At 45.4% G+C, this 15,767-nt stretch carries 12 protein-coding genes and 1 pseudogene; 3 read left to right on the top strand and 10 right to left on the bottom strand.

All coding sequences use genetic code 11. The annotated features are described in order from the left end of the window. The 4 genes from hpf to CCU_RS05355 all read right to left on the bottom strand — a co-directional run. Window positions 1-230, bottom strand: a 230-nt coding sequence (hpf, locus tag CCU_RS14055) for a ribosome hibernation-promoting factor, HPF/YfiA family (RefSeq protein WP_243440921.1), incomplete at its 3' end; no start/stop codon positions are given. Between the two features lie 215 nt (window positions 231-445). Continuing rightward, on the bottom strand, window positions 446-1,807 hold the full coding sequence (locus CCU_RS05365; protein ID WP_015533854.1) for a C40 family peptidase: 1,362 nt from the start codon (window positions 1,805-1,807) through the stop codon (window positions 446-448). Between the two features lie 154 nt (window positions 1,808-1,961). After that, complete coding sequence (pyk, locus tag CCU_RS05360; RefSeq protein ID WP_015533853.1) at window positions 1,962-3,707, bottom strand: pyruvate kinase; 1,746 nt, start codon at window positions 3,705-3,707, stop codon at window positions 1,962-1,964. 57 nt (window positions 3,708-3,764) lie between these two features. Continuing rightward, complete coding sequence (locus CCU_RS05355; RefSeq protein ID WP_208896018.1) at window positions 3,765-4,676, bottom strand: DUF1189 family protein; 912 nt, start codon at window positions 4,674-4,676, stop codon at window positions 3,765-3,767. Between the two features lie 247 nt (window positions 4,677-4,923). Here CCU_RS05355 and CCU_RS05350 point away from each other — a divergent pair, with 247 nt between their 5' ends. The 3 genes from CCU_RS05350 to CCU_RS05340 all read left to right on the top strand — a co-directional run bounded on the left by CCU_RS05350 (window position 4,924) and on the right by CCU_RS05340 (window position 9,749). Beyond that, window positions 4,924-7,506 (top strand): fibronectin type III domain-containing protein, encoded by a 2,583-nt coding sequence (locus CCU_RS05350; RefSeq protein ID WP_015533852.1) that lies wholly within the window; start codon window positions 4,924-4,926, stop codon window positions 7,504-7,506. Window positions 7,507-7,677: 171 nt separating this feature from the next. After that, window positions 7,678-8,598: a glycoside hydrolase family 25 protein gene (locus tag CCU_RS05345; RefSeq protein WP_015533851.1), complete on the top strand. Its 921-nt coding sequence runs from the start codon at window positions 7,678-7,680 to the stop codon at window positions 8,596-8,598. Further along, window positions 8,511-9,749 carry a fibronectin type III domain-containing protein gene (locus CCU_RS05340; protein WP_208896017.1) on the top strand — a complete coding sequence of 413 codons (1,239 nt, stop codon included), beginning with the start codon at window positions 8,511-8,513 and terminating at the stop codon, window positions 9,747-9,749. Before CCU_RS05345 ends, CCU_RS05340 begins: the two co-directional genes overlap by 88 nt. 89 nt (window positions 9,750-9,838) lie before the next feature. On the opposite strand, the gene CCU_RS05335 is transcribed toward CCU_RS05340, so the two are convergent. The 6 genes and pseudogenes from CCU_RS05335 to CCU_RS05310 form a co-directional block, all read right to left on the bottom strand. After that, the gene (locus CCU_RS05335; RefSeq protein WP_015533850.1) at window positions 9,839-10,417 is read right to left on the bottom strand and encodes a hypothetical protein; all 579 of its coding nucleotides are present in this window, start codon (window positions 10,415-10,417) and stop codon (window positions 9,839-9,841) included. A 103-nt stretch (window positions 10,418-10,520) separates the two neighbouring features. Beyond that, window positions 10,521-11,501, bottom strand: a complete 981-nt coding sequence (bioB, locus tag CCU_RS05330) for a biotin synthase BioB (RefSeq protein WP_015533849.1) — start codon at window positions 11,499-11,501, stop codon at window positions 10,521-10,523. A gap of 251 nt (window positions 11,502-11,752) precedes the next feature. Continuing rightward, window positions 11,753-12,691, bottom strand: a complete 939-nt coding sequence (locus tag CCU_RS05325; RefSeq protein WP_015533848.1) for a transketolase family protein — start codon at window positions 12,689-12,691, stop codon at window positions 11,753-11,755. After that, window positions 12,688-13,516: pseudogene (locus CCU_RS05320) on the bottom strand (transketolase). Before CCU_RS05320 ends, CCU_RS05325 begins: the two are co-directional and overlap by 4 nt. 216 nt (window positions 13,517-13,732) lie before the next feature. Beyond that, entirely contained in the window at window positions 13,733-14,581 is an 849-nt protein-coding gene (locus CCU_RS05315; protein ID WP_015533847.1) for a YdcF family protein, read from the bottom strand. Further along, a partial coding sequence (locus CCU_RS05310; protein WP_208896016.1) for an MATE family efflux transporter occupies window positions 14,582-15,767 on the bottom strand: 1,186 nt, incomplete at its 5' end. It abuts the gene before it with no gap.

Raw genomic sequence — 15,767 nt, 5'->3', positions numbered from 1 at the left:
ACGAGATCGATCGAAACATACATGTCATCACTAACCTGCTCGGCTCTGATGATATGTCCCTTCATAGGAATCGTTACCTCTATCTTCTGTCTATCTTTCTCAACGCTGAATGTGACCTGTGCGCCAGTATCAGCCGCAAAGTACTTCTCAAGCTTTGAGAGCTTGTCCTGTACTGCATTTCTAAGTCCTTCTGTAACTTCAATGTTCTTACCGCTGATTATGTAATTCATGATGCCCAACTCCTTCTTTTTTGGATATGATCCAAATTGATATGACCATTATACCACAACGAGTCTTTTTTTCAATATATTTGACGTATTTTTATGTGCATATTGACAACTTTGTTTATTTTCGCTGTCATGTTTTCGCCATTTTACACAAAAAGCGCACATGTATACCATGTGCGCTTCAATGTATTCATTATACCCTATTATATACAGCTTGTCTACTGTCCTATGATTCTGACTGCACAGAGCGGATCTCTGTAGAATGCAGAGGATATCTTGATACCGGTCTCCTCTGTGCTGGCATGTACTATCATTCCGTCTCCGATATATATAGCGCAGTGCTCTATAGAGCTGTCTCCATAGAAAAGTATGTCTCCAGGCTCAAGACTTGAAGTGTCTACTCTTGTTCCATACTGTGACTGTGCTCCCGCTGAGTGTGGAAGTGAATATCCAAACTGAGCGTATACAGCCATGACAAAGCCTGAACAGTCAGCTCCATCCGTAAGGCTCGATCCGCCATATACATATGGATTACCCACAAACTGTGTTGCAAAGTTCGCAAGGTCTACTCCTGTCTGGCCGCTCGGTGCCACTACATTGTTCTGTGAATCGTCTGAATCGCTGCTGTCAGATGATGTGTCGTCTGATGTATCCGATGACTGATCTGCAGAATCTGTATCCGGCTGATCTGGCGTGTAGGAATCATCCTCTGTGCTCTGGCTGTCATCTGATGCGTCCTCAGCTTCTGCCTCGTCTGCGCTCTCCTGTTCCTGTCTTGCCTGCTCCTCTGCCGCCTTTTCTTCCGCAGCCTTCGCATCAAGCTCTGCCTGGATCTGCTCCATGGACTTGGCAGTTGCAAATGCATATGTATCATCTACAAATTCAGTGCTGACATAACCATTCGTCTCGTCGTCAAGTGCTATCTGCACCCATTTGTCATCCTGTGATATGACATCAAAGCTCTGGCCTGATCCAACCTGTGTTATACAGTCGGAGTTCACATCAGCCTCTGTTCTTACGTTGAGTGTCTCTGTATTGACAGTTACCTGCTTCGGACAGTTCGCCTCGGCATAGGCTCCCGCATCATCTCCAAAAAGAAGCAGGTCATTCCTTATGTATCCTGTACAGTCACCTGATGTGACCTTGGTCCACTCCTTGCCCTTCTTCTCTATGGTTGCTATTCCATTGTTCCCTATGATACCAACTACATCTGAATCAGTTCCGGCTCCCGATCTTATATTCACATAATCCTCGGTGACAACAAGACACTTATCCTTGAAATCAGGATATTTCACCTTATTCTCTTCGCTTGTCTTGTCCTTCTTGGCCTCCGCAACATTCTTTCCTGCGGATGCTGTAGTCTTCTGTGCATCTGTGGACGTTGCCGCCTTTGCAGCATCGCCTGCGTTTTTATCATTGCCCGCAAGGGTGTTAGCATATCTGTCAAATGCAGATGAAATACCTACAGTTGAATCGCTGTATATCTGTCCCGCGCTCACCGTTCCTATGGAAGTGGTGATCATCATTCCTGCCGCTGCAGCAACAACTATAGTCTTCTTAAATGACTTTGCTTTAGACATTATAAAAAACCTCCTGTGCTGATCTTAACGCAACAATTATTACATCTTTGTTACAAATCTATTGTAGTATAGCAATAATGATTACATTTGTCAACACAGGAGGCGTTGTTTTATACGTTTGTATTTATTTTTTGTTACATATTTGTTACATGTGCTAGTTTGAAATTACAACTCCATCCTCGCCATTTACAGTAACTATAGAGCCCGACTTAAGTATCTTGGTCGCGTTCTGTGCACCCAGGATAACAGGTATGTCACGGCTGAGTCCGACTATGGCAGCATGTGAATTGCCCCCGTTCTTCTCACACACGATCGCAGATGCAGTCTTGAGCTGATCCATGATTCTGTTGCTGGTCTCATTTATGACGATTATGTCTCCATCCTTATAGTTCTTGATGAGCTCATCCTCTGACTCGCATACACAGAGCGGTGCGGTTGCAGATCTCTCATTTATAGAGAAGCCCTTTACAAGGATATGTCCTACAACGTGTACCTTTATCAGGTTTGTCGTGCCGGTCACGCCAAGTGGGACTCCGGCGGTGATTACAGTCACCTCACCGTCCTTAACATAGCCGTGCTTCTTTGCCGCATCAACAGCATGCTCGAAGAGATCGTCAGTGTTGTTCTCCTCACCTATAAGAAGAGGCTGAACTCCCCATGAAAGATTGATCTGTCTGGCAACCTTCTTAACAGGGGTACATCCGATGATCGGACATTTTGGTCTGTACTTTGAGAGCATTCTCGCTGTCTTTCCTGACTTGGTAACAGTGATGATGGCTGCCGCTGCAAGGTCTATGGCCGTTGTACATGTCGCATGTGATATAGCACTCGTTATATCAGGATTCTGCACCGCATCCCTGTTGAAGAATCTCTTGTTGTAATCTATGTCTCGCTCTGCTCTCTCTGCGATGGTCTTCATGGTGTGAAGAGCCTCAACCGGATACTTGCCCGCTGCGGTCTCTCCTGAGAGCATGATTGCACTTGTTCCGTCATATATGGCATTTGCAACATCTGTCGCCTCTGCTCTGGTAGGTCTTGGATGTATCATCATGGAGTCAAGCATCTGTGTAGCTGTTATGACCTGCTTGTCCGCATTGTATACCTTCTTGATGATCATCTTCTGGATGATAGGCACATCCTCAAGAGGTATCTCAACACCCATATCTCCTCTTGCGACCATGATTCCATCGGACACTCTGATTATGTCGTCTATATTGTCAACGCCCTGCATATTCTCAATCTTGGCGATGATATTGATATTGTCACACTCATACTCGTCAAGGATCTTCCTGATCTCAAGTATATCGTCGGCTGATCTTACAAATGATGCAGCGATGAAATCGAAATCATTCTCAATACCAAAGATTATATCCGCCCTGTCTACATCGCTTATGTATGGCATGGTGAGGTTAACTCTTGGAACATTTACACCCTTGTGGTTTGATACAGGTCCGCCATTCTCCACGCGGCACACGATATCTTTATCAGTAACCTTCTCTATCTTCATATTTATAAGGCCGTCATCGATGAGTATGGTATCTCCCGGCTTGACATCGTTCACAAGATTCTTGTATGTAATGGATACCTTTGCCTGGTCGCCCACCACATCCTCTGTCGTCAGTGTAAATGTCTGTCCTTCTACGAGTTCAACCTTGCCCTCCTTGAAGTCCCCAACTCTTATCTCCGGGCCCTTAGTATCAAGCAGTGTTGCAACCGGAAGTCCAAGCTCCTCACGAAGCTTCTCCACTCTGTCCTTGTTCTTCCTGTGCTGGGCATGATCACCATGAGAAAAATTGAATCTGGCAACATCCATACCCTCGATCATGAGCTTTCTGAGCACCTCATCATCGTCCGTCGCCGGTCCCAATGTACAAATTATCTTTGTCTTTCTCAAATTCATATGAATACTCCTCCTACTGTTTTATATATTGTATTTGAATGTGTCTTCTATAATTATTTACCTTTGCTCATACTGGGAAAATTCCTGCGCCAGATCATTCTGTTCTACCTGTGCCAGATCTTCCTGTGGATCGTCATCCGGGTTATTCTTATGATACTGTGATACAGCGGCAAATATGTATATCACAGATATGAAAAGCGCCAGCATCCCCATCGTTCTCTTCGCCGGCCATATGTATGTTGCAATGACCATCATGAGGAAATACCATAATAACCTTATATATATGGCAGATTTGTAAATAGTGCCAAATGATACCTCGATCTTCTTCATGGATGCCGCTATCAGTCCCGCCACCGTTATGAGCAGTGACCAGAACAGCGTGAGCACAAATCCAACAATTATCTGCAATACCCATGCAAGCACAAGCACCGGTGTGTCGAGCTTATTTATGAGATTGATCACATCCTGCTTTGTAACAGCCTTGAATCCATATGTCTCATTCAGGGATTCATATATATCCTTACATCTTATGATCTGTGTTCTTCCTGAGTTATATGTGAGTATCTCATCCGCTGATATGATGAATACGGTACGATACCCGCCGTCTGCAGCAAGGTCTCTTGCAACAGCTTCATCCACTTTCGTCTTCGATGTGTTGATCTTTATGTAGGACATGTTCTCATCATCCGACCAGTCGAATGCCCCATCGTAGTAAAAACCATCTCCGGTCAGTGAAAAATCCTCCATATTCCGGTCTATCCTGTCCGCAAGCCTTCCGCCGCCAAACAACTGGTTATATGGAATAAAGAATATCACCAGATAAGTCAGTGTGCTCATGATAAATGTTATCAGCATCGCCGATGACATCCGTCCAAATCGTCCATTTCTGTAATAAGCTTCCGGTTTTGCGACACCTACGAACATGTTCTTCAACGCGCCTAAAAATCCAACTCTTTTTTTATCATCCAACAGTTATTGTCCTCCAAATTTCATATGCCTGCTAATTATAACATAGACTTTATGTATTTAATATGAAAAACATCAACCTTTACCGACTTTTTTCTTGTTTTTCATTCAGGCTTTATGTTTTAGCTGGATTTTAATAAGCATTTTGTAATATATTCGTAACAAATCAGTGCAGTTTTATTGACTTTTCATAGCGTACATTATATTATGTAAACTGTGCTCAAAACTTTTTACAAAACGGGAGGAATTCATGATTATCAGAAAATTTACTAGGATAATTCTGGGCGCTGCTCTGGGTATAAGTGTATTCGCATTTGCCGGCGACGTGCCCGAAACAGCCTATGCCGCAGACATGTCCGACATAAGCGTTACATCAACGAGGGAGGATGTACAGCAGGTGGTGGACGATGGAAACTTCGACTACACAGAGCTTGACGGTACAGAGATCGATCACATATACGAGTTGTATAATAACGATCCCGAAACCATCAAACAGCTCCAGCGTCAATCCGATTACAACGCCACCGGCGATATAGCTACGCTGAGTGCCAGATATACCCACTCTTCCATGTTCGATGGCTACAAAGTCATCAAGGGCATAGACGTATCCGAGTGGAACGGCGACAACATCAACTGGAAAAAGGTTAAAGCCGCAGGAATATCCTACGCATTCATACGTGTGGGCGGACGCTACTACGGTTCAGGAAAATATTTCATCGATTCTACATACAAGGATAATATCAAAAATGCACTGAATGCAGGTGTTGACGTGGGTGTGTACTTCTACTCACAGGCCATCAGCACATCGGAGGCCAAGACAGAAGCCAAATACACCACCGACCTGATCTCAGGCTACAACATAACTTATCCCGTTGTCATGGATTATGAATACGCATGGGAAGATGGAGGTCTGAGCGGTCGTCTGTACAACGCCCACCTTTCCAAGAGTGCAGCTACACATGTCATAAAAGCATTCTGTGCGGCAGTTGAATCAAAGGGCTACGTAGGCATGATCTACGCCAGCAAGACTGTCATCACAGACGACATGAACGCATCTTCGATCGCACAGTCATATCCTATATGGAATGCCCAGTACAACGACACGGACACTCTCACAGTGAAACATTCATACTGGCAGTACAGCGACGTCGGCAAGGTGTCAGGAATCAGCAATGCAACTGATATGAATTTCAGATATGTCAAATCTCCTGCCGCGCCTTCATCTCTGACACAGTCAGCGTGCACAGACTCCACTATCACACTGACATGGACGAAGATCCCTGAGGTCTATGCTTACCAGATAGTACGTTACGACAGCTCCGAAGATAAATACGTCTCCGTGGGAATTGCCAAGGGTGCCGGAACGACTACATTTACAGATAAGAATCTTCAGGACGGTAAAAAGTATACATACAAGGTACGCGGATATTACAAATTGAGCTCAGGAGCCATCTACGGAACCTACTCAGCAGAGTGTACCGGCATTACAATAGCTGATACCATAGAGAACTTTGCGGCTGCAGTTACAGCGCCTACATCTGTAAAACTTTCATGGTCACCTATCCCTGCAGCAACAGGATACAGAGTATACAGAAGCAACGGTTCATCAGGCAGCTACGAGACGATTGCCACGACCAATTCTCCTGACGACTGCGAGGTTACCGACAGCCAGCTCAATCCTGGCACAAAATATAACTACAAGGTACGCGCATACACAACAACTGATACCAACACCATCTGGCACGTTCTGTCAGATGCCAAGGCCATAACCACCGACCCAGGCGAGGTTACAGGGCTCAAGATCACTTCAGCCTACACAAGCTCACTTACACTGAAGTGGAATAAGCAGGAAAATGTTGACGGATACATCGTATATGTATGGGAGCCATCCAATGCTACTTGGACAAGGCTTGCAAAGATCTCTTCCAAGTCTACTGACACATACACACACAAGGGACTTCCTCATTCAACTGAGTACAGCTACACGGTATGTGCATATTACAAGAAAAATGGAACATACCACTACACAGAGACAGCCAGCGCAGTGAGCGGATTTACCGGACCTGCTGTTCCTTCCCAGATCGCAACCGCATCAAGGACAGCCAATTCCGTGACCATAAGATGGACACAGATATCTGATGCCACGGGCTACACGGTATACAAATATAATACGTCCAGCAAGTCATTTGAGCAGGTGGCACGTATCAGCGGAAGCAGCAACAGAACATACACATTTACAGGACTTAAAGCCGGAACAGAATACAAATTTGGAGTGAGAGCATACACAGAGCGGAATGGATTCACAGGCTTCAGTGACCGCAAGGATTTCAGCTCCTGCACTCTCCCGGCAACCTTTACGTCATCATTCAAATACACACCACTTGGATCGCAGAGATTCCTCCAGTGGTCAAAGCTGTCATACGCTGACGGCTACATCGTATACAAGTATGATCAGAAGGCAAACAAATACACAAGAGTTAAGAAGATAACATCCAACAAGACAAATTTCTGTTTTGTTCCTAACCTCAGAAGAGGCTACGGTTACCGTGTTCTTGCTTACATGAAGTACAACGGCAAGATATACTACGGTGCAATTTCAAAAGCACCGATCAAGAATACATCTCTTACCGGAACGATCACTGACAGCAGCGTAAACCTCCGTGCAAAAGCCGGAACAAACAGCAGAGTAGTCAGAACGCTTGCAAGGGGTTCAAAAGTCAAGATCTCCGGCTATGCAAAGTCTGGAAGATATATCTGGTATAAGGTCACATACACCAGAGGCTCCAGAAAATATACGGGCTATATAAGATCTGATTTCATACGTGTCAAGTAATTCTTATACTTATACAATTAAAATAGGGAAAAGCATACATACTTTGTATCTCCTGCTTTCCCCTATTTTTTTTATATTTTTATCAATATTTTTCTCACGCAGGCCTTTTATTAATAATATTTTAATAATCTTTTTGTAATATAATCGTAACATTTGTATTAGGAGGCTTACATGAGAATAAAACGATTATCTAAACAACTTTTTATTATTTCCCTTGGAATATTTATACTGACTGCGGCAGATAATATCTTCGACTCTGCCACAGTATACGCGGCTGACACCTCCACCATCTCAACATCATCGACCAGATCTGAGGTCCAGGAGGTTGTGGATGAAGGTAACTTTGACTACACTCAGTTGAGCGATGCCGAGATCGACCACATATATAGTCTTTACGGCAACGATCCTGAGACGATAAGGCAATTGCAAAAGCAGTCAGACAGCGCTAATCCTTATGGTGTTGCCACGCTCTCATCGACAACATATACACACGCATCCCAGTTCAAGAACTCCACTGTCATGAAGGGGATAGATGTATCGGAGTGGAACGGTTCCATCAACTGGAGAAAGGTAAAATCCAGCGGCGTTACATTTGCCTTTATCAGGGCTGGAGGAAGGTACTATGGCTCAGGTGCATATTTCGTCGACTCCAAATTTGCTGAGAATGTCAAGAATGCAACTGCGGCAGGGATTGATGTCGGAGCGTACTTCTACTCTCAGGCCATAAACGCCACCGAGGCCAGGCAGGAGGCGGCATACACCTTGAACATCGTATCCTCTTACAACCTGACACTTCCCATCGTCATGGACTACGAATACGCATGGGAGGGTGGACTGACCGGCAGGCTCTACAATGCGCACCTGTCCAAAAGTGCTGCCACCACGGTCATCAACACTTTTTGCAGTACAGTGGAAGCAAGCGGCTACGTGGGCATGCTGTATGCGAGCAAAAGTGTTATAACCGATGACATGAAGATCACCAGTATAAACAACAAATACCCGATATGGAATGCGCAGTACAACGATTCAGACACGCTGCCGCCACTCATTCATATTGGCAGTACGATGACAACGGAACCGTCGCCGGAATAAGCTATCCGACGGATCTCGATTTCAAATATGTAAATACACCGGCAGCACCTACAGAACTCACATTTAAGTCATCGACCAACTCATCCATAACCCTCACATGGAATAAGGTTCCGGAGGTATATGGTTATCAAATAGTTCGTTACGATGAGGCCGAAGGAAAATATGTGTCGATCGGAACAACAAAGGGGGCTGGAACTCTGACCTACACTGATAACGGTCTCACCAGCGGTAAAAAATATACCTACATGGTGCGCGGATACCATAAATTAAATACCGGCACTGTATACGGAGCTTACTCGCAAGAATATAGCTGCACCGCCACCTATGCAGAAGCTGTAACTGCATCGACAGATCCTGAACCTCCAATCTTCGATACCGCCCCGGACATGCCTACCCAGGCCGCAATAGCAGACAGGACTTCCAGTTCCATTAATGTCCGCTGGAGCAAGATTTCCGGAGTCACAGGCTATTTCGTGTACAAATACAACACGTCCACTGGTAAATATGACAGAATTGCAAGATGCATAGGCGACGAATCCAGAAGTTATAACTTTACCGGACTTTCTCCCGCCACAACATACAAATTCGGCGTGAGGGCGTATTATGAATACAACGGTGTGATCATGTACAGCAACCGCCTGGAGTTCAGCAAATGTACAAAGCCACGAACCTTTACATCTTCATTTAAGTATACTCCTATCGGTTCGTATCGCTGTCTGCACTGGCAGAAGCTTTCAAATGTATCCGGCTACATCATATACAAATATGATATTGCCCATAACAAATACACAAGAGTAAAGAAAATATCCTCTTACAAAACAACCAGTTGTATACTTCCTGCTTTGAAGAGTGGCTTCGGCTACAGGATTCTTGCATATAAGAATGTCAATGGTTCGATAGTATATGGCGACATTTCAAAAGCTCCCGCAAAAGCCAGCTCATTGAGCGGAACAGTCATTGACAGCCAGGTCCGTCTCAGGGCAGGGGCAGGAACCAACAAACGTATCATCCGGGAACTTGCCAGAGGATCAAAGGTCAAGATCAGCGGCTGCAAATATTCCGGCAAGAATGCGTGGTATAAGATCACTTACACCAAGGGCTCAAAGAAATACACCGGATATGTAAGATCCGATTTCATAAGAATAAACTAGTCTTAATTCAAACAACAAAATAGGCATCATACCTGATCAGGTATGACGCCTATTTTGTATCTATCATAATGATCGTCTGTTAGCGGAAACTATTTCACAACCTTGAATGAAGCCTTTACATAGCCATCTGCATAAAGCACAAGCTCTCTGCCATTGCTGCCCCACATGAGCTCTTCCTCTGCGTATGAAGGCTCTACAAACTTAACGTCAAGTCTCTTCAGGTCCTCGTGTGCACATGCTGCTGTGCGGAGAAGCAACATTCCCTGAACTACAGGATGGTCTGTGAGGTGGATCTTATTCTCGTCTCCTGTCTCCTTGCTGAATGCATAAACCTCTTCCTTTGTAAATGTGTGAAATGGCTTCTCGTCCTCATAATCCGTCTTCTCCACTCTCTTGATCTCCTTCTCCTTGTCTGATGCCTTTACGAGTGTGATGGTCATCTTCTCAACAGGAGTCTCTTCTCCCTCTACCTTTCCAAGGATAGAGAGTATGTACATGAATGCGTTCTCCTTAACATCACCATACTCATATGTGATGCTATCGGCAGCCTCTGCCTTCGCTCTGTCTACTGTGTAGGATATCTTGCCTATGAATGCGCCCTGATATGTGGATGCATCCATGTCTGTCATCTTTGTTCCAAGTCCCATGATCCTGTCATAAATCTTCATATAATTCTCCTTCTAAAACTTATTCTGCCTGTTATATTCTCTTATTTGCGTGCAGTTAATCCTTCTCATCCAATTGCCTTGCGCACGGAGCACCCACTAATGTCTATGAATGTTTTCTGTCCGTGACAAATCCGTTTCTTCTTATCATGTCAAAGTCAAGGTCAAATGATGTGCCATCGGTGGTCAGGAAGTCACCGCTTATGACCGCATTTGCCCCTGCTGCAAGCGCTGCCTCTCCGTTGTCATCATATCTTCCTCTGCCGGCTGCCAGTCTTATCATGACCCTCGGCATGACAAATCTGTACACGGCTATGGTTCTAACATATTCCTCCTCTGTGAGGGGCGTCTTATCATAGAATGGCGTGCCTTCTCTTGGATTGAGCAGATTCATCGGAACAGAATCCACGCCGAGATCCCTGAGTTCAAACGCAAGCGCCACTCTGTCCTCAAGTGTCTCGCCCATGCCGAACAGACTGCCACTGCACACCATGAGTCCCGCAGCCTTTGCAGCGCGTATTGTCGCCTTCTTCTGTTCCTGGGTGTGACTGGTGCACACCTCCGGAAAATATGCAGGTGATGTCTCAAGGTTATTGTGTATCATTGTAAGTCCCGCACCCTTAAGCTTCGTGAAGTCCTCCTGATCCAGCAGGCCAAATGACGCGCATATGTTGATATCCACATTGTCGTGTATATCCTTGACCGTTTTCTCAGCAAGCTCAACCTCCCGCTTTGAAAGTCTCCTGCCCTCAGCCACAAGGCAGTACCTGAAGCTTCCCTTGTCATAGTCAATCGATGCACCCTCAGTAACCGCTTCATTACCAAGCAGATTTATCTCTGGTACATCCTTATTCGCTATCCTGGACTGTGCACAGTATCTGCAGTTCTCTGTGCATCTGCCCTCCTTCACGCTTATGACCGAGCACACATCGCACCGGTCTCCGCAGAAATGCTCTCTTATCTCATTTGCTGAAGCCGCCAGTATATCCAGATCCTCATGTGCAAGCTTTAGAGCCTCATCATATGTGATCTCCGCTCCACCATTCAGCACGCGGTTCTTAAGCTCCTCTACATACTCTCTGCCCATATGATTCCTACCTCTTTTCTGTAAAGTTCCCAGTTTCATCTGGTCTTCAGCCCTTGTGTATGTAAATCACAGAATCTGCCGGATGTCTGCAGTGTCTACCGCCCATCTGACAGTTCATATGTATATATGGAAAGAGCCTGCCACCGGCAGGCTCCCCCATCTGTATATAACTCTCTATATCTTTCACAGATATTTAGTATCAGCTATTTATCTTGTGTTCTCTGTTATGTCTCCAAATGATCACATTAGGATTACAGCGCAGCCTTGATCTGCTTGTAGATACCCTCGGCATCAAGCTCATACTTGTGAAGCAGTTCCTTTGCAGGGCCTGACTCACCAAATGTATCTCTCACACCGATCCTTGTCAGCTTTGTAGGACACTTCTCAGCAAGCACCTCTGCAACAGCACTTCCGAGACCACCTATGATGGAGTGCTCCTCAACTGTGAACACTCTTCCTGTCTTCTGAGCTGTCTCAGCGATGATATCCTCATCGATAGGCTTGATAGTGTGGATGTTGATGAGTTCAGCATCTATACCGTCAGCAGCGAGCATATCCACAGCCTTCACAGCCTCAGATACACAAAGTCCTGTAGCTATGATAGATATGTCCTTGCCATCTTTGAGCTTAACGCCCTTACCGATCTCAAACTTGTATGTGCTCTCATCGTTGAGGACTGGAACTGCCAGTCTTCCGAATCTGAGGTATACAGGTCCTACATACTCATATGCAGCCTTGACTGCTGCTCTGGCCTCTACATCATCACATGGGTTAATGACAACCATGCCTGGTATCTCTCTCATGAGTGCGATATCCTCACAGCACTGATGTGTTGCTCCATCCTCACCTACTGAGATTCCTGCGTGGGTTGCACCGATCTTCACATTCAGATGTGGATATCCGATAGTATTTCTCACCTGCTCAAATGCACGTCCTGCAGCGAACATTGCAAATGAACTCATAAATGGAACATATCCGCATGTTGACATTCCGGCAGCTATTCCTGCCATGTTCGCCTCCGCGATGCCACAGTCAACGTGTCGCTCAGGATAAGCTTTCTTAAAAATAACTGTCTTGGTTGCCTCTGCAAGGTCTGCATCTAAAACAACAAGATCATCATGCTCCTTTGCGATCTCTACTAAGGCATTGCCATAGCTCTCTCTGGTTGCGATTGCTTTATTCTCTATCATAATGCTGCAGCCTCCTTCTCAAGTTCTTCCATGGCGATCTTATACTCTTCTTCATTCGGAGCCTTTCCATGCCAGCCGGCCTTGTCCTCCATGAATGATACACCCTTGCCCTTGATCGTGTGGGCGATGATCGCTGTAGGCTCACCCTTGTGGGACTTTGCCTCAGCAAATGCCCTGTCGATCTCGTCAAAGTCATTGCCATTGATATTGATAACATGGAAGTTGAATGCCTTGAACTTCTCATCTATAGGATATGGTGAACATACATCCTCAACCGTTCCGTCAATCTGAAGATTGTTGTTATCTACTATAACGCACAGATTGTCAAGCTTTCTATGTCCTGCGAACATAGCTGCCTCCCATATCTGTCCCTCCTGGATCTCTCCGTCACCGCAGAGACAGTATGTTCTGTAATCCTTGCCCTGCATCTTTGCTGCAAGTGCCATACCTACTGCAACTGAAAGTCCCTGTCCCAGTGATCCTGATGACATATCCACTCCTGGAGTGTGCTTCTTGTCAGGATGTCCCTGAAGGTAAGATCCAACATGTCTGAGTGTCTTTAAGTCTTCTATTGGGAAAAAGCCTTTTAACGCAAGTGCTGCGTAGTAGCCCGGAGCTGTGTGTCCCTTTGAGAGCACGAATCTGTCACGATTCTCGTCCTCAGGATTCTTAGGATCCACATTCATCTCCTCGAAATAAAGATAAGTAAACAGGTCTGCTGCTGATAATGAGCCGCCTGGATGTCCGCTCTTTGCATTGTATACACCTGTAACAATGCCCTTGCGAACTTCTACAGTCTTTTTTCTGAAGTTCTAATTTGTTCATCTCATTCTCCTTTTAACTGGATACTGTATTTGTATCATACAGAGCCATTATAACATAATTTCTTCTATTTAGAAGTACGTTTTTACATGCATTTTTCAAGAAATATTACAAGGTTTTTTCAAGGTTATCTGTGCATTTCGACCAAATATACCTGCATGGGTGTCCGGCGGATCATTGTATTCACTTTGTCCGCCTCGCAGCGCACCTGTCCACGTATCAGCCACTGATCCACTCATACAGTATGCCTGCCATCTCCCTGACATAGTATGTCGGAAGCAGCCACCATGCAGTGCTTCCGGCTATGGAGCCCGTCTCTATGCCCTGTTTGTCCGCTATACGCTTTGCCCTGTACTCGTGGAATTCATTTGTCACTATATTCATCTTGTCCGGCAGTCCGTTCTGTCTGATGATCTCAGCCGAAAACTTTATGTTCTCCCTTGTGGACGTGGACTTGTCTTCCATATATATTCTCTCCGGAGCAATTCCGTGCTCTGTAAGGTATTCATACATGCACTGAGCTTCCGACATGCTCTCATCTGCGCCCTGTCCACCGGACACAACACATACAGCCTCCGGGGTCTCATCAAGATAATCCTGTGCTGCTATAAGTCTCTCCCTCAGCATAAGGCTTGGTCCACCGCCTCTAACTGCGCATCCGAGCACTACGACTGTGGCATCCTGTTTAGGCTTTACATGAGCCGCATAGACCATGTGATAAGTGATGACCACAACAAGGGCAAGCGCAGCAGTGACAAGTGCAAGCACGAAACTTAAGCATATCTTTCCTGCTTTTTTATTCCAAAGCTTTCTGACAGATTTGTCTATCTTTGCCCTGAATACTCCATACAATGTGAGAAGTGCAAACACGCCTGTTCCCAGCAGGGTTCCTATATTCACACGGCAACCTCTGAACACCGGATATATGAACATCAGCATTCCCAGCACGCCTATTATACAGAATATAACTCTCCATATATGATATCCCCGTGTACGCACCGCCACACCATCTTTGTTTATTTCTTTACTCATATCTTCATGGCTCTTCTGAGTCATTTTATCTGTCATCTATTCTATCCTCCCTGTTTTTTCTCTTTTCAGCTTCTTAATACCATTCACACAGAATAACAGTGACATGACTGTTGCTATAGTCCAGCCTATCGGCCAGGCCAGCCATATTCCTGTGGCGGAGCCTATAACTCTTGACAGCACTATCGCCAGCACCACTCTGAGTATCAGATCCGTAAACGTAGATGTCATGAACCTGCCCATCATGCCTGTTCCCCTTAGTATTCCATCAGCTACAAGTTTTGCCGATACTACAAAGTAGAACGGCGCCAGTATCCTGAGATACGTGACTCCCGTGTCAAGGGCAAGTCCTGTCCTGTTCTCCATAAATGGATACATGCCATAACGGCCAAAGAAGAAGTACAAAACCGCAAATGGTATGCATAGTCCCCATATGAGTTTTATTCCAGCTTTAAGTCCCTGTCCTATCCTGTCGATCTTACCCGCGCCAAGATTCTGTGCGGTATAGTTGGATATTCCATTTCCAAGTGTTGTAAATGACGTTATGACGAGATTGTTGAGCTTTACAGCCGCCGCATAGCCCGCTATGACAGAGGCTCCAAATCCATTGATGACGCTCTGAATAATTATATTTCCAACTGAGATAAAGCTCTGCTGAAGTATGCTCGGTATGGCTATGACTGCTATCTTGCCCAGCATGCTTCCCGAAAATACACGGACCTTCCCCTCAGTGCGAACTGCTGTCAGGCGTCTGAACACAACTATTATCGCAAGTACAGCGCTCACGCCCTGACAGATGAATGTAGCCCACGCAACTCCATTTACCCCCATCTCAAATGTCTTTACAAACAGTATATCAACGGCTATATTGGACACCGATGAGATGGCAAGGAATATGAACGGTGTTCTCGAGTCGCCCAGCGCGGAGAATATTCCTGTCGCTATGTTGTAGAAGAACAAAAATGGCACGCCCAATATGTATATGTTCAGATAAGTAAGCGAATCTCTCATCAGCTCATCCGGGGTATCAATAAGTGCCAGCAGTCTCTCTCCAAGCAGGAATCCAACCAGCATGAGAACCGCCACAAGTACCGCGCTTGCTATGAGAGTAGTCCAGACCGCAGTCTTCATCTCGCTGTATTTCTTTGCCCCGAACAGTTGGGATACTATGACCGAACAGCCTATATTGCATCCAAATGCAAATGCTATGAAAATAAGTGTTATC

Source organism: Coprococcus sp. ART55/1 (genome assembly GCF_000210595.1).
Lineage (GTDB): Bacteria > Bacillota > Clostridia > Lachnospirales > Lachnospiraceae > Coprococcus > Coprococcus aceti.
This window is presented reverse-complemented; position numbering and strand designations above follow the sequence as displayed.